The organism is Bacillus infantis, assembly GCF_020171945.1.
Lineage (GTDB): Bacteria > Bacillota > Bacilli > Bacillales > Cytobacillaceae > Bacillus_AB > Bacillus_AB infantis_A.
The window spans coordinates 16,648-36,708 of record NZ_JAIVAP010000023.1; the positions used below are offsets into that span (position 1 = coordinate 16,648).

At 42.2% G+C, this 20,061-nt stretch carries 21 protein-coding genes; 19 read left to right on the forward strand and 2 right to left on the reverse strand.

Going from position 1 to position 20,061, the window contains the following annotated elements:
• Nucleotides 1-11: 11 nt before the first annotated feature.
• The 9 genes from LCM00_RS21425 (at nucleotide 12) to LCM00_RS21465 (ending at nucleotide 10,075) form a co-directional block, all read left to right on the forward strand.
• A complete protein-coding gene (locus LCM00_RS21425) occupies nucleotides 12-905 on the forward strand; it encodes a phytoene/squalene synthase family protein (RefSeq protein WP_224905960.1) in 894 nt (297 codons plus the stop codon).
• Nucleotides 895-2,391: a phytoene desaturase family protein gene (locus LCM00_RS21430; protein WP_224905870.1), complete on the forward strand. Its 1,497-nt coding sequence runs from the start codon at nucleotides 895-897 to the stop codon at nucleotides 2,389-2,391. The genes LCM00_RS21425 and LCM00_RS21430 overlap by 11 nt, the downstream gene beginning before the upstream one ends.
• Nucleotides 2,384-3,781 (forward strand): aldehyde dehydrogenase family protein, encoded by a 1,398-nt coding sequence (locus LCM00_RS21435; RefSeq protein WP_224905872.1) that lies wholly within the window; start codon nucleotides 2,384-2,386, stop codon nucleotides 3,779-3,781. The genes LCM00_RS21430 and LCM00_RS21435 overlap by 8 nt, the downstream gene beginning before the upstream one ends.
• Nucleotides 3,781-4,266, forward strand: coding sequence for a glycosyl-4,4'-diaponeurosporenoate acyltransferase CrtO family protein (locus LCM00_RS21440; RefSeq protein WP_224905874.1), 486 nt, complete (start codon nucleotides 3,781-3,783; stop codon nucleotides 4,264-4,266). Before LCM00_RS21435 ends, LCM00_RS21440 begins: the two co-directional genes overlap by 1 nt.
• Nucleotides 4,267-4,298: 32 nt before the next feature.
• Nucleotides 4,299-5,825, forward strand: a complete 1,527-nt coding sequence (locus LCM00_RS21445) for a phytoene desaturase family protein (protein ID WP_224905876.1) — start codon at nucleotides 4,299-4,301, stop codon at nucleotides 5,823-5,825.
• Nucleotides 5,826-5,881: 56 nt separating this feature from the next.
• Nucleotides 5,882-6,988 (forward strand): glycosyltransferase family 2 protein, encoded by a 1,107-nt coding sequence (locus tag LCM00_RS21450; protein WP_224905878.1) that lies wholly within the window; start codon nucleotides 5,882-5,884, stop codon nucleotides 6,986-6,988.
• A gap of 294 nt (nucleotides 6,989-7,282) precedes the next feature.
• On the forward strand, nucleotides 7,283-8,296 hold the full coding sequence (locus LCM00_RS21455; RefSeq protein ID WP_224905880.1) for a helix-turn-helix transcriptional regulator: 1,014 nt from the start codon (nucleotides 7,283-7,285) through the stop codon (nucleotides 8,294-8,296).
• Nucleotides 8,297-8,337: 41 nt separating this feature from the next.
• Nucleotides 8,338-9,132, forward strand: coding sequence for an SDR family NAD(P)-dependent oxidoreductase (locus LCM00_RS21460; RefSeq protein ID WP_224905882.1), 795 nt, complete (start codon nucleotides 8,338-8,340; stop codon nucleotides 9,130-9,132).
• Nucleotides 9,133-9,250: 118 nt separating this feature from the next.
• Complete coding sequence (locus LCM00_RS21465) at nucleotides 9,251-10,075, forward strand: class I SAM-dependent methyltransferase (protein ID WP_224905884.1); 825 nt, start codon at nucleotides 9,251-9,253, stop codon at nucleotides 10,073-10,075.
• Between the two features lie 65 nt (nucleotides 10,076-10,140).
• Here the strand turns inward: LCM00_RS21465 and LCM00_RS21470 are convergent, their stop codons facing one another.
• On the reverse strand, nucleotides 10,141-10,566 hold the full coding sequence (locus LCM00_RS21470; RefSeq protein ID WP_224905886.1) for a DUF3995 domain-containing protein: 426 nt from the start codon (nucleotides 10,564-10,566) through the stop codon (nucleotides 10,141-10,143).
• 233 nt (nucleotides 10,567-10,799) lie between these two features.
• Here LCM00_RS21470 and modA point away from each other — a divergent pair, with 233 nt between their 5' ends.
• On the forward strand, nucleotides 10,800-11,597 hold the full coding sequence (gene modA / locus LCM00_RS21475) for a molybdate ABC transporter substrate-binding protein (protein ID WP_224905888.1): 798 nt from the start codon (nucleotides 10,800-10,802) through the stop codon (nucleotides 11,595-11,597).
• 155 nt (nucleotides 11,598-11,752) lie between these two features.
• Complete coding sequence (locus LCM00_RS21480; protein WP_224905889.1) at nucleotides 11,753-12,328, forward strand: YdhK family protein; 576 nt, start codon at nucleotides 11,753-11,755, stop codon at nucleotides 12,326-12,328.
• Between the two features lie 245 nt (nucleotides 12,329-12,573).
• Here LCM00_RS21480 and LCM00_RS21485 read toward each other — a convergent pair whose 3' ends face one another.
• On the reverse strand, nucleotides 12,574-12,975 hold the full coding sequence (locus tag LCM00_RS21485; protein WP_224905891.1) for a DUF4362 domain-containing protein: 402 nt from the start codon (nucleotides 12,973-12,975) through the stop codon (nucleotides 12,574-12,576).
• Between the two features lie 247 nt (nucleotides 12,976-13,222).
• Here LCM00_RS21485 and LCM00_RS21490 point away from each other — a divergent pair, with 247 nt between their 5' ends.
• The 8 genes from LCM00_RS21490 (at nucleotide 13,223) to LCM00_RS21525 (ending at nucleotide 20,013) form a co-directional block, all read left to right on the forward strand.
• A complete protein-coding gene (locus tag LCM00_RS21490; protein ID WP_224905893.1) occupies nucleotides 13,223-13,657 on the forward strand; it encodes a DUF4181 domain-containing protein in 435 nt (144 codons plus the stop codon).
• A gap of 28 nt (nucleotides 13,658-13,685) precedes the next feature.
• Entirely contained in the window at nucleotides 13,686-14,216 is a 531-nt protein-coding gene (locus LCM00_RS21495) for a hypothetical protein (RefSeq protein ID WP_224905895.1), read from the forward strand.
• A gap of 120 nt (nucleotides 14,217-14,336) precedes the next feature.
• Nucleotides 14,337-14,735, forward strand: coding sequence for a GyrI-like domain-containing protein (locus tag LCM00_RS21500; protein WP_224905897.1), 399 nt, complete (start codon nucleotides 14,337-14,339; stop codon nucleotides 14,733-14,735).
• Between the two features lie 249 nt (nucleotides 14,736-14,984).
• Nucleotides 14,985-15,188, forward strand: coding sequence for a PLDc N-terminal domain-containing protein (locus tag LCM00_RS21505; protein ID WP_101551876.1), 204 nt, complete (start codon nucleotides 14,985-14,987; stop codon nucleotides 15,186-15,188).
• Nucleotides 15,188-16,093 carry an ABC transporter ATP-binding protein gene (locus LCM00_RS21510; protein ID WP_224905899.1) on the forward strand — a complete coding sequence of 302 codons (906 nt, stop codon included), beginning with the start codon at nucleotides 15,188-15,190 and terminating at the stop codon, nucleotides 16,091-16,093. Before LCM00_RS21505 ends, LCM00_RS21510 begins: the two co-directional genes overlap by 1 nt.
• Nucleotides 16,090-16,869 carry an ABC transporter permease gene (locus tag LCM00_RS21515; RefSeq protein ID WP_224905901.1) on the forward strand — a complete coding sequence of 260 codons (780 nt, stop codon included), beginning with the start codon at nucleotides 16,090-16,092 and terminating at the stop codon, nucleotides 16,867-16,869. The genes LCM00_RS21510 and LCM00_RS21515 overlap by 4 nt, the downstream gene beginning before the upstream one ends.
• A 901-nt stretch (nucleotides 16,870-17,770) precedes the next feature.
• On the forward strand, nucleotides 17,771-19,024 hold the full coding sequence (locus LCM00_RS21520) for an aminopeptidase (RefSeq protein ID WP_224905903.1): 1,254 nt from the start codon (nucleotides 17,771-17,773) through the stop codon (nucleotides 19,022-19,024).
• 182 nt (nucleotides 19,025-19,206) lie between these two features.
• Nucleotides 19,207-20,013: an aldo/keto reductase gene (locus LCM00_RS21525; protein ID WP_224905905.1), complete on the forward strand. Its 807-nt coding sequence runs from the start codon at nucleotides 19,207-19,209 to the stop codon at nucleotides 20,011-20,013.
• Nucleotides 20,014-20,061: the final 48 nt, after the last annotated feature.

Sequence of the window (20,061 nt, forward strand, 5' to 3'; positions counted from 1 at the left end):
AGGAGATGAATATGGAAGAGCAAAGGCAAGCGGATTTTGATTATTGTGAAAGAATCATAAAAAAACATTCCAAAAGCTTTTATTATGCCTTTTCACAACTGCCACGTGAAAAAGCAAATGCCGTATATGCCATCTATGCTTTTTGCAGGACCGCAGATGAATGTGCAGATGGAAAACATTCATCCAAGAAGAAAGTACAGCTGCTGAGACAATTAAAGTTAGAACTGGACTTGTTCAAAGATCATGCTGAATTGGACAGACCGTTATGGCGTGCGCTCAGACATGTATTCAATACATATGAAATGGATATCAGCCCATTTTATGACCAGCTTACCGGTCAATCCATGGATTTATCATTTACCACCCCGAACACAATGAAGGAACTGGAAAGATACAGCTACTATGTAGCCGGTTCTGTCGGTTTAATGCTTTTGCCTATCATCACTTCAAAACCTGCAGCAAATTTGCCTTCAACTGTAGTAAGTCTGGGCGTGGCAATGCAAATAACCAATATCCTGCGTGATATTGGCGAGGATTACCATGAGAAAAAACGCATCTATCTGCCCGGAGAAGAAATGAGTCATTTTCAATATACACAGAACGATTTACATAAAGGCTTGATCAATGAACATTTCATCGGCTTATGGGAGAAGCTTGCTGCACGTGCCGAAGCATTATATAACGAATTTTTACTCAGTATAGAACTGCTGGATGCAGACAGCCGGATACCCGTCTATCTATCTGCCCACGTTTACAGGGGCATACTTGATGCTGTACGGAACAATGGATATCAATGCCTGACCAGACGGAATTATGTCACAAAAGAAAAAATGTCCCAGATCAATGCTGCCGTAAAAAGAGTCTTTGATTTGCGGGAAGGAGATGCATTAACAGTTGAAAAATAAAACCGTACTAGTCATCGGAGGCGGACTCGGCGGTCTGTCGGCTGCAATTTCACTTGCTCAGGCCGGATACGATGTCTCCTTATATGAGAAAAATGAACACATTGGAGGAAAGCTGAACAGGCTCGATCAGGATGGCTTTGGATTTGATCTTGGCCCATCCATCCTGACGATGCCGCAGATTTTCGAAAAATTGTTTGCTGCCAGCGGGAAATCCATGAAGGACTATGTCCCGATTGAAAAGCTGGATCATCAGTGGCGTTCCTTTTTCCCTGATGGAAATGTCATAGATTTGTATGAAGATCTGAAGGAAATGCAAGAGAAGAACGCATCCCTGAGTGAAAAGGATATGCAGGAATATCAGAATCTGCTTAACTATTCGAAAAGGATTTATGATCTGACAGATAAGACCTATTTCCAGCATGGCGTGGATACGACGAGAGAAATCATGAAACATACGGGCCTGTTCACTGCTTTGAGGAACTTTGATCTATTTTCTACTGTTCATGGAGCCATTGATAAGCGGATCAGCAATGAACAGTTCCGCGATATGCTTTCCTATTTTATCAAGTATGTAGGTTCGTCCCCTTATGATGCACCGGCGGTTTTGAATATGATGATCTATATGCAGCATGACCAGGGGGTCTGGTATGTACCCGGCGGACTGCACAATCTGGCAGGCGGCCTGGTGAAGCTGGCTGAAGAAGTGGGTGTGAAGTTCCACCTCGGCAGGAAAATCGTCAAGCTTGAAAAAAAGAACGGCGAAATTACAGGAGCAGTTATGGAAGATGGTACAGTGCTGACCGCCGATTATTTTGTTTCCAATATGGAAGTCATACCGGTATATGAACGACTGCTGGAGGAAGACAGCTCTTATGTGAAAAAATTAAAAAAGAAATTCGAGCCCGCCAGTTCCGGCCTTGTAATGCATTTGGGCGTGAAAAAGAGCTATCCGCAGCTGCGCCATCATAATTTCTTTTTCGCTGAAAATATGAAGCAGCAAATGCAATCAATCTTTCATAAGCATGAACTGCCGGAAGACCCTGTCATTTATTTAGTCAACGTCAATAAAACAGATCCTTCGCAGGCACCTGACGGACATGAAAATATAAAAGTGCTGCCTCATATTCCATATATCCGGGATCAAAAGCCTTTTACGCAGCAGGATTATGAACAATTCGCTGAGCGGGTCCTGATCAAACTGGAAAGAATGGGCCTGCACGATCTGCGGGAAAATATCGTCACAAAGGATGTTTGGACTCCGGAGGATATCAGACGGATGTATGGATCTGACCGTGGTGCCATCTATGGAACAGTATCAGACCGCAAGAAAAATAAAGGATTCAAGCACCCGAAACAGAGTGAACGCTATAACAATCTATATTTTGTCGGCGGAACCGTGAATCCAGGCGGCGGTATGCCTATGGTCACCTTAAGCGGCCAGCTTGTAGGCAAGAAAATTGTTCAGCGGGATTCTTCCCATGCCTGACAATGACAGACCTTCTCTGGAATCATTGCCGGAAAGGCAGAGGGAGGATCTGTTTTCGGAGGGGAGCCCCTCACTTGAAGCGCGAAAAAAACTGCTTTCAAAGCTGAAAAGCATGATTGTGGAGAATGAAGAGGCATTTATCAAGGCCCTTCATGCAGACTTGGGAAAGCCGGCATTCGAATCCTTTTCATCTGAGATTGCAGTTTTATTGAATGAAATCGATCATGTATGCAAGCATATAGCGAAATGGAACCGGCAATCCCGGTCCCGATATCTTAAATTGGGATATGTGGAAGCGGTTAAAAGAAAGCGGCAGCCATATGGGAGTGTACTCATCATCGGTTCATGGAATTACCCGCTCCAGCTTACCCTGATGCCTGCCATCGGTGCAATTGCCGCAGGAAACCGCTGTGTGATCAAACCATCTGAACATGCACCGGCAACAGCTGAACTGCTGAAAGAAATCATCAATGATGCCTTTCCTCCCGAGCATCTGCTTGTGGTGACTGGAGATGCACAGACCGCGAGCCTGCTGACCGCAGCCCCTTTTGACCTGATCTTTTTTACAGGCAGCAGCCAGACAGGGAAAGCTGTGGCAGAGCAGGCAGCCAGACAGCTCACTCCGGTGATACTCGAACTCGGCGGAAAAAATCCGTGCATCATTGATGAATCAGGATTTTCAAAAGAGGCCATCAGGGAAATTGTCTGGGGTAAGTTCCTTAATGCGGGGCAAACCTGTATTGCACCGGACACCCTTTTTGTCCAGGAGTCCATTTTTGAAAAAACGCTGAATGAAATTTCCGCTTCAATCTCCGCTTTTTACGGAGACCATCCTCAGGCAAACGGTGATTATGGCCGGATCTGTACAGATGCCCACTTTGAAAAGGTGGTTAATTTTATCGGACAGGGTGATGTCCGGCATGGCGGTAGCTATGATCGAAGCGACCGGTTCATCGCCCCGACGGTGGTAGCGGATATAGAACCTGGAAGTCCGATCCTGGCGGAAGAAATTTTCGGCCCGGTCCTTCCTGTTATTCCTTATTCAGACATTAGGACGTTATTATCCAGCGGCAGCATTCAGCGTGATGCACTTACGGGGTATATATTCAGTAAGAACAAAGAAGACATCCAGCTGTTCAAGGAACATATGCGGTCACCAACCATCAGTGTCAATCAGGTGATCCATCATGCTGCGAGTCCCCATATCGCATTTGGCGGGGTTGGAAGAAGCGGATACGGTGCTTATCACGGCAAAGCGGGCTTTCTGGCTTTCAGTTATGAAAAAACAGAATACAAAACCTGGCATTACATTCACTTTCAAGGTAAGTTCCCGCCATATTCCGATACAAATATGAAAGCTTTGAAGAAGTTAAGAAAGTGGCTGCTGTAATGATTGTTTCGCTATCGCTCCACTGGATTATTATCCTGGATATATGTGCATGGGCGTTTTTCCATCTGTCCATCTCGGCCATTTGCCTGAAGCTGCCTTTATCCTGGTTTTTAAAAGACACCTTCTGGTTTCGGAGTTTCACCTGGGAAAGATCCGGAGAATTATGGCAGCGTTTATTCCGGGTAAAAACATGGAAAGGCTATCTGATAGATGGCACGATTTTTCTCAAAAAAGGGTACAGTAAAAAGGAGCTGCATGGCATCGGACCGGGGGACTTGGCAATCTTTGCTGCGGAAACAAAGCGCGCGGAATTGACACATTGGCTTTCCATCCTGCCTGCCCCACTGTTCTTCTTGTGGAATCCAGCAGTGGCGGGCTGGGCAATGATTCTGTATGCACTTGGTTTTAACCTTCCCATTATTGTTGTCCAGCGCTACAATCGGGGGCGCATGACTGCCATTGCATCAAGGCCTGCTAAGAAATGAAGCGGAATTTTGTTTGGAAATGAGGGATTTACATGAGTAAGAAAGTTATTGTCATTGGCGCTGGTGTAGCCGGGCTTGCCACTGCCATAAGGCTGCAGCATGCAGGATACCAGGTGGAGATATATGAAAAAGGACAGACACCCGGCGGAAAAATGAACCGCATTGAACTGGATGGCTATAAATTTGATCTGGGGCCAAGCATCGTCATGATGCCGGATTTATATCAGGAAATATTCGAACTGTGCGGCCGCGATCCGGATGATTATATTCCAATGGAAAAGCTGGACCCGATTTACAGGGCTTATTTCAGTGATATTCCCGACAAGCCTTTTGATATCTCATCAGATCTTACCAAATTGACAAAGACGATTGAATCGATCAGCGAAGATGACACGGCAGGCTTTTTTCAGTATCTCCAGGAAATTTACAAGCGCTTTGTCATCGCGAAGCATCATATTCTTCAAAGGCCGTTCCGCAAAAGGTCTGATTTTTATAACCTCCCGATGCTGAAGAAAGCCTTGAAACTGAAACCATATGACACTGCCGATACGTTCATAGGAAAATATATTAAGAATGAACGGCTGAAACAGCTGATCAGTTTTCAAACATTGTACATAGGCATTTCCCCTCTTAAAAGCCCTTCTTTTTACACCATGATCCCCATGATACAATTTTTGTATGGAGTATGGTTTATTAAAGGCGGTATGTATACGATGGCCCTGGCCATGGAGAGGCTCTTCGGGGAACTGGGAGGAACCATTCACTATGGCAGGGATGTGCAGGAAATATCCATTCAAAATGGCCAGGCAGACGGAATAATCGTGGACGGCAAAAAGGTTTCCTCAGATTATGTTGTCTGCAATGCTGACTTCCCGCATGCGATGAAGCACCTGGTGAAAGACACGGCCGCCAAAGGGAAATATACCGATAAAAAAATCGACAGCATGAAATACTCTTGTTCATGTTTTCTTTTATATCTCGGCATGGACCGGAAATATGAAGAAATCGACCATGTACATAACTTTATTTTCAACGAAAATCTTAATAAGAATCTGGAGGACATTTTTTCCGGGGAGAAACTGGAGAATGCCTCCTTTTATGTATACATCGCTTCAAAAATGGATCCCTCCCTTGCACCCGAGGGGAAGGATGGTTTGTATATCCTGATGCCCGTCTCGGACAAATCTACAGCAGACTATGAATGGGACGAGGAAACCATTTCATATTATCGAGGCTATATCTTGAGTGAGTTGAAAAAAATCCGCGGCTTTGAAAATATCGAAAATGAGATTGTCACTGAAACGTATACAACACCGCAGGATTTTGAGTCGAAATTCAATGCCTATAATGGTGCCACGTTCGGTTTACAGCCCATTTTGAAACAAAGCAACCACTATCGTCCGCAAAGCAAGGCCAGCACTTGTGAAAATCTGTACTTTACCGGAAGCAGCACACATCCCGGCGCCGGTGTCCCGATCGTGCTGCTCTCCGCCAGGATCACGGCACAGGAACTGATTCAGGACGATACAGGCATTCTGTATGATTACTCAGCGAAATAAGGACTTGCAGGGGATCATAAAAGCTGTGTGCCGGCACGCAGAGGAAGGAGGCAGGTATGGCAGCTGCAGAAGCAATTAATCTTGCTGTTGGATTTCTGGCATTTATTGTTGGCATTTTTATGTTCTGGTCTTTGCCGGTCCCTGTATTCTCCTCCAGGCTTAAGGAGGATCTAACGTTTCTGTCCATCATTATTCCTGCCAGAAATGAAGAAGGCAGGATTTCACCGCTTCTGCAATCATTGCAGGAGCAGCGGTTCAGACATTTTGAAATTCTGGTCATTGATGACGATTCATCTGACAATACCAGGTCTGTTGCGGAAAGCTATGGTGCCAGGGTTCTGCAGAATGCAGGCTCAGGAAAATCATCGGCCTGCTGGCAGGGTGCTGAGCAGGCTAAAGGAAACTGGTTGTTATTTTTAGACGCAGATACGAGATTCACCAGTGCGGATGGACTGAGGAATCTGCTGCATTTCTATCACGGCAAGGGAGCACGGGGCATATTGGCCTTACAGCCCTTTCATACAGTTGAGCGCTTATATGAACACCTTTCCGTTGTATTTAATATCATTGTCGTGGCGGGGATGAATCTATTTACGATCTGGGGATCGAAATTCAAAACCGCCGGCTCATTCGGTCCATGCATTCTTTGTAATCGGGACGATTACTTTTTGAGTGGAGGGCATAAAAAAATCGAGGGAGCCATTATGGATGATCTGGCATTGGGTGAGGCATTTCTGGAGCATGATCTCCCGGTCCGCTGCCTCGGCGGCAAAGGGATTATCTCCTTGCGCATGTACCCGGAAGGCTTGGGCAGCCTTATCGAAGGCTGGTGCAAAAGCTTTGCGGTCGGCAGCAAATCTACTCATCCAGCCGTCATGCTGATGGTCATCTTCTGGATCGCAGGCAGTTTCATCGCTGCAGGGGCATTGATCTCTTCTATAACTGAATGGAACACTGCCGCCATGATATTCAGCGGAATATTGTATATACTCTACAGTATTCAAACAGCATGGTTCGCCCGCAGAGTCGGCAACTTCAGATGGGCCATCTTCCCTTTTTACCCGGTATTATTCCTGTTCTTCGCAGGAATCTATCTCTACTCCTTCATCCGCGTAAACATATTCCATTCGGTGAAGTGGAAAGGGCGTAATATTAAGGTTTGAGCCAGTGCCGGGGGCCGGGCCGGGGGGACAGACCCCTTGGCCCTTTTTTGGAGAACCAAGGGGACAGGTCCCTTGGTTCTTTTTGAGGTGGACGTGGGACCTGTCCCAGTGGACTTTCAATTCGAATTCACTAGTAATCAATCGTTTGAAATTTGACGCAGTTTGCAAGTGGAATGTCGCCATTGGCTAGTCACAGGACAGGTTAAGGATGGTAATATAATATCTGTTCTGTTAAACAAACTGAAACGGTATTTAAATTTTGCCAATGTGCAGATGGCTAAAGGAGGGACGATTATGACATCTTTTACCCGGATAAAAATGCCGGCAGGGTTTTGGACTGGATTACAGCAATTAGGGATTTCCGCACAAGATGTGGTTCGAAAAGCACGAGTGCCTCTCACGATTATAAATGAACCGGTTGTTACTGCTGCTCAGTATTTTGCAATCTGGCAGGCATATTCAGACATGGTTGACGATATTGCGAATGGAATCATCAAGCTTATAAAAGTCTTTGAAACAGCGCATTATCCACCGGCCGTTTTAGCGACCTACCATGCTCGGAATTACCGCGAGGCACTAAACCGAATGGTCCGGTATAAGCAGCTGTGTCCTCCCGAAAGCTTACGAGTCACTGAGGAAGGCGAGTTTTGCCATATCGATTTGGAATGGCAGCATACCGGGGAAACTGTTCCTCCGATGCTGGTAGGCATTACATTATCGTTTCTTATAGAGTTAGGGAGAAGAGGCACAGGTAAACCATTGACTGCGGGATTCGTTGAATTTTCGCACCCAATGGGCAATGTAAACACGCTTGAAGCTTATTTCGGCTGCAGTATCCGAATCGGAGCAGATAGGAACCGTTTAACCCTGCATCAAAAAGATCTGGACCTCCCTTTTGTCTCGTATAACTTAGAATTGCTGGAAGCTTTGACGCCTGTATTGGATAAATCATTGAACGAAGAGCAGCGGATCCGCTCAAACACCGAAGTGGTTAAGTGGATCATCGAACGCAGCTTAGCAGATGGGCGCCCCAACATTCATACTGTCGCGAGCGAACTGGGAATGAGTGATCGTACCCTGCAGCGCCGGCTAACGGAAGAAGGCACAAGGTTCAATCATCTGCTGGCAGAAGTTCGGCATAATCAGGCGCGGGAATACCTATTAAACCCTTCTATAGATATTAAAGAAGTGGCGTTCCTGGTTGGCTACGAAGATCAAAATGCGTTCTACCGTGCCTTTCGCCTTTGGGAAGGAGATACTCCTTCAAATTGGCGTAATGAGCATATGGGGGCAAACGCAATCCATTAACCTTATCTCTTTAACACGATATACAAGCAGGGGGAAAATTTATGGACATGGGTCTAAAAAATAAAACGGCTTTAGTTACAGGCTCTACCAGAGGCATTGGGAAAGCAATTGCTATTGAACTTGCCAAAGAAGGTGTTAATGTACTGATTAATGGAAGAAGTGACGAAGAGGTAGAACGGATTGTGAAAGAAATGAGGTTGGATTTTCCGGATACCACTCCCGGAAATGCAGCAGCAGACATAGTGGATCGCAATCAAAGAGAAGACTTGTTCAGGAAGTACCCCCATATTGATATTTTGGTTAACAATATGGGTATTTACGAAATCATGGAATATAAGGACGTTGACGATGAGATTTGGGAAAAGTACTTTCGGACTAATGTTCTTGCCGCAAATGGATTATCTAAATTTTATTTACCGAAAATGCTGAATAATGGCTTTGGGCGTGTTATCTTTATTGCAAGCGAGGAAGCAGTTATGCCTTCTGGACAGATGCCGCAATATTGTATGACAAAATCAATGGTATTATCATTGTCTAAAAGCTTATCTAAATTAACAAAAGGTACGGAAGTCACAGTCAATACCATTATGCCTGGACCAACACTCTCTGAAAATGTGCATCAAATAATTGAGGGGATCTACCCAAATGAGGATATGAGTTTCTCGGATAAAGAGAAAAAATTCATGAATTTAAACCTGCCTCAATCTGAATTGCAGCGATTTATCAGACCGATAGAAATAGGACGCCTAGCCGCATTTGTATGCAGCCCTTATGCAAATGCGTTTAAAGGATCCCCTATCCGTATGGATGGAGGAATGGTGCCGACTATTTATTAAAAGAACCAAGGGGACAGACCCCATGGCTCGTTTTGTAGAACCAAGGGGACAGACCCCATGGCTCTTTTTTGAAATTGGGCCGGGGGGTCTGTCCCCATGGCCTCTAGGAGGCAGATGAATGACAAAATTCGAGATCAATGAAATGACTCAAGCCTTTATCAAGAAGTATAAACTCTTTGAAGAAGATACTGTACAGCAGATCCAGCTGCAGCACCGGCTGGATCTGGCTGCGGCCTTTCAGATCAAGGAAGGCATGCGTGTGCTCGAGGTAGGCTGCGGGCAAGGAGACACTACGGCGGCTCTTGCAGATGCAGTAGGGAATGACGGATTTGTGGTGGCGATGGATGTTGCCAGTCCGGAATATGGAGCTCCGTTCACTTTGGCAGAAGCTGCAGAAAGAATTAAGAAATCCTCCTTGGGGAGCCGGATTTCTTTTCACTTTGAAGCCGATCTTGAAGACTTTACAGGGGAAGCTCCTTTTGATGTGGCAGTTCTGTCTCATTGCTCCTGGTACTTTAAGCATCCGGAGGATTTGCTCCGAACTTTTACAAGGCTGCGCCAGCTGGCAAAAAGGGTCTGTTTTGCAGAGTGGGACCTGGATTTCACAAGAATGGACCAGCGTCCCCATTTTTGTGCGGTTTCAATTCTAGCTTTATATTCTAATTTTGTAGACAACGAGGGAAATATCCAGAACTTGTTCCATAAATCCCGTATCCAGGAGCTGCTGAAGGAGGCAGGATTTACAGTTGAGAATCATTTGACTGTTAATGCGTCCTATCTGCAGGATGCCAAATGGGAAAAAGATTTTGCGAACAGCATCCGGCCCCAATTCTCAAAAGCACCTGAAATGATCCAGACCTTAGTGAACAGCTATTATGAACTGATGAATCACAGCCAGGATCATGAAAAGTCACTTGATAGTTTTATACTTTGTGCAAGATGAGCCAAGGGGACAGACCCCTTGGCTCTTTTTGAAACTGGGCCGAGGGGTCTGTCCCCCTGGCCTTTTTAAACAAATGATGCCAGAAAAAAACTAAGGCTGATCCATACACAAAGTGGTGAGTAGAGGACGGTGTCTTGTTTTGCAAATCTAGTATGTTTGATTTTCTTGAAAAAGCCTACATATCTGCCATCTCCAATAGCGCGAAGCAGGAACACAGTTCCACCAGCTATACAAAGCCATTTTGAAAGAGTGGAGGATTTGATGATGGTGAGCAGATCTGCTTGAACTAATAAAAGTGCAGATGCAAAAAAGCAAAGCAATGCGATAAAAAGTGTGCCTGCCATTCTTGGCTGTAAAACTGGCAATTGACTATCATCCTTAGTTGGTAGGACCATATTTACTCCCCACTTACCTCCAAATGCCCAAAAAACGTGTAATATACCAATACTGATTAATATAAGAGACGTTAAGCTTATTATAGCGTTTACCAAAAGACCACCTCTTCTGCATGTTATGATCCTCCGTTACTAACTTGCTGTATTATAATTATACAGATTCATTTCTCAAATCAGCACAAATTTTTTCAAGTAAGAACCAGGGGGACAGGTCCCGTGGTTTTTTTGGGCCGAGGGGTCTGTCCCCTTGGCCTTCCCTTGGCCTTTGCGGCCATAAATAGGTATGATTATGAATGAATAGCTTTGTTCAGTTGGAAAGGAAGAAATATATGAAAAAGCAATTTGTTATTTTGTTTTATGTCCTGCTGCTTTTTGGAGTGATGGCAGGGTGTTCGGGTAATGAAGCTGAGGAAGGACAAGAGGGCAACAGTGAAAAGAAAGAGGAATTGACAGTTTCTGCTGCGGCAAGCCTTCAAGATGCTTTAAATGATATAAAAGCTTCTTTTGAAAAAGAACATCCTAATGTGATAGTCAACTTTAACTTTGGGGGTTCAGGGGCGCTCCAGCAGCAAATATTCCAAGGAGCACCGGTCGATCTTTTTTTCTCAGCGGCAGAAGACAAATTCGATAAGCTGGTAGAGGATGGGGTAATTGATAGTGCCGACGGATTGGATCTGGTCGGAAATGACCTTGTGCTGATCGTGCCCGGGAATTCTAATAAAAACATTCAATCGTTTGAAGACCTGGCTAAGGCCGATAAAATCTCAATCGGCACCCCGGAGTCTGTGCCCGCAGGACAATATGCCAAAGATACTCTGGAATATTTAAATGTATGGAAATCTATCGAAGGCCAGGTCGTTTATGCGAAGGATGTCAGGCAGGTCCTTACATATGTAGAAACAAACAATGTTGACGCAGGAATCGTCTATAAAACAGATGCCATGGTTTCGCAGAAGGTAAAGATTGCAGCAACTGCGGAAGAGGATGCCCATGCACCCATTATATATCCTGTGGGTGTGATCAAGGATAGTGCCCATCCTGAAGAAGCGCATTTATTTTACGACTATCTGCAAACTGAAGCTTCAATGAAAACTTTTGAAAAGTATGGGTTTAAGGGTTTGAAATGAATTGTGAATGAGTTATTTTTGTATTAAGCTGCCAAATAAGGCGGCTTTTTTTATGGCTTAAAGGGCAAAGCTGTTCAAAAATAATCCATAATTCTTATATTTATTTATACCATATGGGGGTATAATGAATAACAGCTAACAATATTGGGGAGTGAATGGGAATGAAGAAAAAACTAATTGGTGTTCTTAGCCTTGCAGCAGTTATTGGCTTAAGCGGCTGTGGCAATGATTCAAGCACAGAGAATCATAATAACAAAGCTGAAGAGGGACAGAGTGATCATTCAGAGCATTCGGGAATGAATCATTCTAATTCCGGGGAAGTGCCTAAAGGGTTAAAAGAAGCAGATGATCCCACATATCCAGTCGGGAGCAAGGTTATTTTAGAAGCCGGCCATATGGAAGGAATGGAGGGTGCAGAAGCAGAAATTTCCGGTGCCTATGATACTACAGTTTATGCCGTTTCTTATACTCCAACAACTGGTGGAGAAAAGGTAGAAAACCATAAGTGGATCATCCAAGAGGATATAAAAGATGCTGGAGATTCTCCATATAAAGCGGGAGATGAAGTCACTTTGAACGTAAAGCATATGGAAGGAATGGAAGGTGCAAAAGCTGTAATTGATTCAGCTGAAACAACAACTGTTTATATGGTAGATTTCACGCCGACAACAGGTGGTGAAAAAGTGAAAAATCACCAGTGGGTCACAGGCGATGAGCTTTCAGCGAAATAGGGTTTTCTATACGAACGGGTTTTTAGATCAGCTGCCGGATTTGGGCGGCTTTTCTTATTTTGAAGGGGAGGAGCAACATTCGAGCCAAGGGGACAGACCCCTTGGCTCTTTTTCTCGAAACCGGGCCAGGGGGTCTGTCCCCTTGGTATCAAAAATCATTTAGAGCCAAGGGGACAGGTCCCTTGGCTCTTTTTTATGAAATTGGGCCAGGGGACCTGTCCCGCTGGCTCCATGGAGTGTAGCCGCTAATTATTAATAATGTAGGTCACATGTATGACGTCTTCCTTGTCTTTACATCCTTCTAACTGATAAATGGTTTGATTATTTTTGTCTAATTTCTTTATGCTTTCACACACATCTTCTTTTACTAATTGATCCCCAAATTCATCTTCTCTTGTATCCTTTATCGAGGTTAGTTGACCGTTGGAATAGTTTAAGTCATGAATAATCGGATCGCCTTCGTCTGTGTAATTTACTACCCGGACTTCACTGTCCTTATTCATAGAAACATCTTCAATAAATTCCTCAAGTAAACTAAGATTCTCAATCTGTCCGTGAGTATTGACTACATCATGCTTAGAAGGAGAATATTCGCCACAGCCTGAAAGAAAAAATAGCAATAAAAAGCTCATAAATAATTTCCTCATTTAATCACTCCCTAACAGTAAGATGCCATCAATTATTGCGTATCAATAGATTGTCATTGAACAAGTGATCCAGCTTTTCTTTATAGTTTCTCGAAGACCAGCTGACGAGCCAGGCAGCTGCTCTTCCTTCATAAGTGGGACGGATTTTTGAAAAAGGGAAAAATTTGAAACTCTTTCACCGAGTTAACCGTATAATATATAAGGATATTATAAACATATATTGAATTTTCAGATAGGCGGTTTTGCTATGTACGTATATGGTGTTGAACCTGCTATTGGAGCGAGACTAGCCTTATTTTTAGCGATCAATCTAATTTTGTTATTTAGCTTCAATATGTTAGCAAGAAAGTGGTTTAAAGTAGAGAAGAAGAAATTCTTTTCTTATAACCATGTGAACGATAAACATATGAAGATTGATTGGACAATCAGGCTTACATCAATGGCCAGCATTTTGGTGGGATATGCAATAAACATCACAAGAGACCCATCAGACTGGTATTGGTTTTTACAGCCGTGGTTTTTCCTTCCTGTTTTTATCGTCATTTCTCAAACAGTTACAGCAGTCATGGAAAAGAAATATGCCCAGAATCCCAATGCCTATAAAGTAACACTCAGTGAGTTAATATTTATACTTATATTGTTCTTTACACTATACCAGACAGATTTTTGGGGATTAGGGTGAGCCAGGGGGACAGGTACCTTGGCTCTTTTTGAAACTGGGCCAGGGGACCTGTCCCCCTGGCTCCAAGAGGAGGGTGATTTTTATTAGGAAAGCGGTTCAATTTTTTATGATTGTTTCTATTTTGGGTCTGTTTGGCTGCTCGAAAAATCACATTAAGGACAATGATGTCTTAGAGATGCTGAAAATATATAAAAAGGGACAGTATACAATTGAGGAGCCCTCTGACCCACCCATAAATGATGAAATAGTTGAACGTGTAAAACCATATTTAAGCGAGAGAGCCCTGGAGAAACTGAATGCAGATCGTGTCTTCAGCATTGCACCGGATATTGCGTCTAACACAAACAAATCTATTAAAGTGAACGGTGTTCAGATTAAAGAGCTGGAGAAAAATGAAGATGGTACAGCTGATTATACTTATACTATAGAAATCCAGCTCGGCGAAGGGGTTAATGCGGAAGTCATTAAAAACAATGGACAATTAACCGTTTCATCTGAAGATGGCTTGAAAATTATTAGGGACTGGGAAGAAAAAGATCAATTTAAGAAGTTTTATTAAAGATCAGCTGCCAAACCAGGCGGCTTTTTTGATTTCCCAAAGTAGCAGTTTTCTTCAACGAGAAGGTAAATATTGTATTTCTATAGAAGTTAGTAAGTAGGAATGAGAGGGGGAAATATGATGAACTTAACAATAATTAAGAGTGTTAGAACTAATAATTTCAAAGATGAGGCTATTATGCAAAAGATATCAGAAATGTGGAAAGAGGCATCAAGTATTTTGAGGAACCATGAAGAGGTCAAGTATGGCCTGTACTATGATTACGAAAGTGATTATAAAGGCGATTATACATTAAGTGCAGCCATAGAAAGCAGTGATAACAATCCCGGTGTTAAAATTCCAAACACAACTAAATATGAAATCTTTGAAGTGGACACATTAGATGAATTTGGGATACTTAACGCTTGGAGAGAGATATGGGATCGTGAGGAAAAAGGAGAATTGAAAAGAGCTTATTCATACGACTTTGAAAAGTATTACCCAAATGGACAAATTGAAATTCATATAGCTACTAAATAACCTATGATGCTTATAAATCGTGTCGGTTTAGTAGAAAGGGTAAACCAGGGGGACAGGTCCCTTGGCTCAGTTTTAAAAAGAGCCAAGGGACCTGTCCCCGTGGCTCGTTCAACAAGCATGTGAGCAGTTTGATATGTACAAGTAAGGTCTCAGGATTAATTTCCTGAGATTTTTTTATTTTTTCGAAAGTGAACGATTAGAGGAAAGTAATCGTCTTAAAAGTAAATAAACAATTAGGTGGAGAAAAAAATGAATGAACTTTTAAATGCAATTCCATGGGGAGCGATTGCGCCAATTCTTGTTTTACAGCTGATTCTGATGATTGCCGCATTAGTTTCTTGTATCAGAGAAGAAAAAACGAACGGACCCAAATGGCTGTGGATCCTTATTATTCTCTTGATCAACATAATAGGACCAGTGCTTTATTTTGTTGTTGGAAGGAGAAATGATTAATGGAGTTATTGAAGGCAAGCGATTTAGTAAAAAGATATGGAAACACGGACGCTGTTAAAGGAATCAATTTTCATATTGAAGAAGGCAGGTGCGTTTCATTACTTGGACCTAATGGAGCAGGAAAAACAACGACGTTAAAAATGCTGTCCGGATTGCTGGAGCCGACTTCAGGGAGTATTGATTTTAAAGGTGGAAAAGCAAAGGATTTAAGGCAGTTTATTGGCTATTTACCTCAATATCCTGCTTTCTTTAATTGGATGAGCGGAAAGGAATTTCTGGTTTTCGCAGGGCAATTAGCAAAGCTGAATCGGAAAGAAGCAGAAAAAAGAAGTGAAGAATTGCTTGAACGAGTGGGCCTGAGGGATGCGAAGAAAAGAAAAATAAGGGGTTATTCCGGCGGAATGAAGCAGCGCCTCGGATTGGCGCAGGCACTGATTCATCGTCCGAAACTGCTTATTTTAGATGAGCCTGTTTCAGCACTTGATCCACTCGGAAGACGGGAGGTATTGGACATGATGAGAGAGATTAAAGAGGAAACCACCATTCTCTTCTCAACTCATGTCCTTCACGATGCAGAAGAAATAAGTGATGATATTCTTATCATGCATGATGGGGAAATTGCGGTATCAGGCAGCCTGGCAAGTGTAATGGCAGAGTATCGGCAGCCTATTTTACAAATTGAATTCGAATCACAGGCTGCCGATTGGCTAAAGAGCATAGCAGGTTATGGCTTTGTATCTGAAGTGAACATCCAGGGCAATAAAGCCAGCATAGTATTAAACGATATGGTAAACGGGAAGCAAACATTATTGAAAGATATCGTGGACAGAAAACTTCCGATCCGCAGGTTTGAGGTTTCTCAAACTACATTAGAGGATTTATTTATGAAGGTGGTGAAGCTATGACACAATGGACTGTTCTTTATCGAAAAGAAATGCTGGAAATGGCGCGGAATTATAAAATCTTATGGATTCCCATTGTCTTTATTTTGCTGGGGGTGATGCAGCCGGTTAGCTCGTATTATATGCCGGAAATTTTAGATACTTTTGGCGGCCTTCCAGAAGGTACAATCCTTGAAATTCCTGTTCCAACCGGGGCAGAAGTATTAATGTCGGTTCTATCCAATTATGGGATGCTTGGCGTCCTTATCGTTGTTTTGAGTGCAATGGGTGTCGTTTCCGCTGAAAGACAGAGCGGGGCAGCAGGTATGATCATGATTAAACCAGTTCCTTATTCCTCTTACATATTATCGAAATGGGCCGGGTTACTTACAATTACACTTCTTTCATTGTCTATCGGATATGCAGCTTCCTGGTATTATACGAGCTTACTTATTGAAACAGTCGCTTTTGGGCAGGTTTTTCAAAGTGCAGCAATCTACAGCGTATGGTTAATTTTTGTTGTTACACTCACACTTTTTTTTAGTACGGTCATGAAAGGAAATGCCAGTATCGCTTTTGTTACCATTATTGTGGTCTTTGCCATTTCGACGGCTACAAGCTTTCTGGGAAAGAATATGAAATGGAGTCCGGCCGCAATGACTGAGCACACAGGGCAGGTCTTGCTGTCAGGAGAACTGGATTCCAGTTTCTTGCCAGCCTTAATAACAACCATTGCTATTATCATCATCATTCTCATCTCATCCATACAAATCTTTAAGCAAAAAGAGCTTTTGGAATGAGCCAAGGGGTCAGGTCCCTTGGCTCGTTTTGAGGCTTTGGGCCATGGGACCTGTCCCGGGGGCCTCTGGAACACATCACTCAAACTATAAATAGCTTGTATAAAATTAGCTGTCAATAAAGGCAGCTTTTATTATTATAGAAGGGTAGGATGCTGAATGTGGTGGAGAATACCTTTATATTTTAGCGTGATTCTACTCTTTTCTTACCTATTATTTAATCTGATTGCTTATATAGTTCCAGACAGTCCAACAGCAACAGAAGTATTATTGCTGTTGTTAACTATACAAATGTCTTTTATTATTTCAATTCAAATATATTTGATTCGAAAAGGGAAAAAATAGGAGGTTAATTTTCAAGAGAATAAATTCCTCCAGATGGAGTGTTGATGTGATAAGGAAACTAATATTCTCTAGTATTCTATTCTTTAGTGTACTGGAATATATATTGATCTTACTTATGATTGATAAATATGGAGATATTATGTGGATTGGTAAAATATCATATTGCTTAATCTATATCATAATCTTTAATATCATCCTTTTCATAAGGTCCAAACAAAGAATTGAGAATTTGACTGAAACAACAATATCTTGTGTAATCTTACTGATCATACCAATATCAATATTTATATTTAAACCCGATTTTACGGTAGAGAAAGCTCTATGTTTTTTAGAAGATAGACAGCAAGAGTCATTAGTGTATACACATTTTCAAAAGTACAATAATGAGAAAGTCTACGTTTTTTATTCTGAACGAACAGAAGAGAGGTATTTTTTTAATCCTTATAATGGTGATCTTGGAGATTTTAAAAATGATTAGTTAATGGGCCTAGACTGGGTTTAAAATCAGATCAGGCTTACTATAGTAAAATTACACAAAAACATCATAGAGGAGATATAAATGACTATAGGAATCTACGAACTTATAAGTGAAGCACAGTTAAAAAAGTATGCAGAACTGGCTGTACGGGCTGGTGTGAATCTACAGAAAAACCAATTATTGATTATTCATAGTGATATACAAAATGCTGCGTTTGCACGTCTGATGCAGACGGCAGCCTACGAGGCAGGTGCTTCGAATGTATATATAGATTGGAAAGATGAACAGTCTGCCAAAGAATTTTACTTAAATGCAGCAGACAGTGTCATTGATCACTTTCCTGATTGGCAGGCTGCCCGTTTTAAGGAGTGGGACGATGCAGGTGCTGCTTACATCCATATTATTTCTGAAAACTTAGATGTCTTTAAAGAGGTTTCTCCAGAAAGGATCAGCCGTTTCCAAAAAGCTTCTCGTACTAAATTGAGGAATTATTATGCGAAAATAAGATGCCATGAGGTGCGCTGGTGTCTGCTGGCTGTCCCGTACGAGGCATGGGCAACTAAAGTATTTCCCAGCTTAAGTAAAGAAGAAGCTGTACAATCATTATGGGAATTAATTTTAAAAGGATCCCGGGCAGATGGGGACAATCCAATAAAAGATTGGGAGAGTCATAATAGAGCGTTTGAAACCCGTAAAAAAATCCTAAACGAGAGCCAGTTTGAAGCCCTGCATTTTACAAATAGCCGTGGGACTGATTTATTAGTCGGTCTGCCTGAAAATCATCTTTATATTGGTGGGGGCGTCACAGATAAAAATGGAATACCTTTCTTTCCGAACATTCCTACAGAAGAAATATTTACTGCTCCCCATAAAAATAGGGTGAATGGCAAATTGGCCGGTACGAAGCCTCTTATCTATGGGGGAAGTGTTATCGATGAATTTTATCTGATTTTTAAAGATGGACGCATTACCGATTATCATGCCGCAAGGGGACAAGAAGTGTTACAAAATCTCATCGAAACAGACGAAGGTTCACATTATCTGGGCGAAATTGCGTTGGTCTCTAATAAATCACCTCTTGCCCAGGGGGATACTCTTTTTTACAATACCTTGTTTGATGAAAATACGGCCTGTCATAGTGGAATCGGAAATGCCTCTCCCTCCAATATTCAAAATGGCATGAACCGATCTGAGGAAGAGCTGAAGGCAGCGGGTCTGAATACTTCACTTTTATCAGTCAATGTGACCTTTGGTTCCGAAGATATGAAAGTAGTGGGCATTAAAGAAGGCGGAGCTGAAGTTTTGCTACTGAAGGATGGGGATTTTCAATTCTAAACCGTCTATGGCTTTCTGGTAGATTTTAATTAGTGTTTATCATTGCAGTAAGGAAAAAGGGCAGCTGGAGGAAACTTTGATTTAAATAGAAAAAAACGCCTTCTTTCATATTTCTTTTTGAAAATTCTATAATTTGTTATGATGTAAATAAAGTAAGAGTATACAGAGGGAGTGCTTAAAAAATGGAATACATAACACTTAATAATGGCTTAAAGATGCCTATTATAGGTACAGGTACAAATACTTATGGAAAAGAAAATAACGATTATAACGGGGCGATAACAAATGAAATTCCTGAACTCTTATCAGCGGTTGAGCTGGGTTATCGTTCCATAGACGCAGCCATCATGTATCGAAACGAGGAACTTGTCGGAAGAGTTTTAGCAGAAAGCACAGTGCCTCGGGAAGAGTTATTCATTACGACAAAAATTCCAGCCAGTGAAGAGTATATCTCTTCAAAGGAAGCGACCCGGGCAGCTATTGATAATAGTCTGAAAAACTTCCAAACTGATTATCTCGACCTGTATCTTATTCACTTCCCTATCGAAGACAAAGAACAGCTGAAAAACACTTGGGAAGTCTTTGAAGAATATTACGAAGCAGGCAAACTAAAAGCAATCGGTGTTTCAAACTTCGGAAAAAATCATCTGGATGAATTGAAAGAATTCGCTAAAGTGAAACCGGCTGTTAATCAAATACAAATTAACTTAAAAGAACCTAACAAAGACCTGCTTGCTGTATTAAAAGACGAAGGCATTACCCCTGTTGCATGGGGCCCAATGAAAGCCGAAGCCCATCAAAAAGAAGCTTTGGATGAAATAGGTAAAGCCTATAATAAATCTAGTGCGCAAGTATTATTAAAATACCAAATCCAACGCGGTGTAATTGTTATTCCTAAATCTCACAACCGTGAAAATCAAGCATCTAATCTAGACCTTTTTGATTTTGAATTATCTGCAGAAGATATAGAAAAGATTGAAAGCCTATAATTAGTTAGTCTTTATCCTAGTGATATGTATAATATCGCTGGGATTTTG

Coding starts and splice junctions, on each gene's coding strand:
- LCM00_RS21505 (WP_101551876.1), top strand. CDS start 14,985: ATGAATGAACTTTTAAATGCAATTCCATGGGGAGCGATTGCGCCAATT.
- LCM00_RS21465 (WP_224905884.1), top strand. CDS start 9,251: ATGACAAAATTCGAGATCAATGAAATGACTCAAGCCTTTATCAAGAAG.
- LCM00_RS21490 (WP_224905893.1), top strand. CDS start 13,223: ATGTACGTATATGGTGTTGAACCTGCTATTGGAGCGAGACTAGCCTTA.
- LCM00_RS21515 (WP_224905901.1), top strand. CDS start 16,090: ATGACACAATGGACTGTTCTTTATCGAAAAGAAATGCTGGAAATGGCG.
- LCM00_RS21450 (WP_224905878.1), top strand. CDS start 5,882: ATGGCAGCTGCAGAAGCAATTAATCTTGCTGTTGGATTTCTGGCATTT.
- LCM00_RS21455 (WP_224905880.1), top strand. CDS start 7,283: ATGACATCTTTTACCCGGATAAAAATGCCGGCAGGGTTTTGGACTGGA.
- LCM00_RS21525 (WP_224905905.1), top strand. CDS start 19,207: ATGGAATACATAACACTTAATAATGGCTTAAAGATGCCTATTATAGGT.
- LCM00_RS21500 (WP_224905897.1), top strand. CDS start 14,337: ATGAACTTAACAATAATTAAGAGTGTTAGAACTAATAATTTCAAAGAT.
- LCM00_RS21435 (WP_224905872.1), top strand. CDS start 2,384: ATGCCTGACAATGACAGACCTTCTCTGGAATCATTGCCGGAAAGGCAG.
- LCM00_RS21445 (WP_224905876.1), top strand. CDS start 4,299: ATGAGTAAGAAAGTTATTGTCATTGGCGCTGGTGTAGCCGGGCTTGCC.
- LCM00_RS21460 (WP_224905882.1), top strand. CDS start 8,338: ATGGACATGGGTCTAAAAAATAAAACGGCTTTAGTTACAGGCTCTACC.
- LCM00_RS21440 (WP_224905874.1), top strand. CDS start 3,781: ATGATTGTTTCGCTATCGCTCCACTGGATTATTATCCTGGATATATGT.
- LCM00_RS21485 (WP_224905891.1), bottom strand. CDS start 12,975: ATGAGGAAATTATTTATGAGCTTTTTATTGCTATTTTTTCTTTCAGGC.
- LCM00_RS21510 (WP_224905899.1), top strand. CDS start 15,188: ATGGAGTTATTGAAGGCAAGCGATTTAGTAAAAAGATATGGAAACACG.
- LCM00_RS21425 (WP_224905960.1), top strand. CDS start 12: ATGGAAGAGCAAAGGCAAGCGGATTTTGATTATTGTGAAAGAATCATA.
- LCM00_RS21480 (WP_224905889.1), top strand. CDS start 11,753: ATGGGAATGAAGAAAAAACTAATTGGTGTTCTTAGCCTTGCAGCAGTT.
- LCM00_RS21520 (WP_224905903.1), top strand. CDS start 17,771: ATGACTATAGGAATCTACGAACTTATAAGTGAAGCACAGTTAAAAAAG.
- modA (WP_224905888.1), top strand. CDS start 10,800: ATGAAAAAGCAATTTGTTATTTTGTTTTATGTCCTGCTGCTTTTTGGA.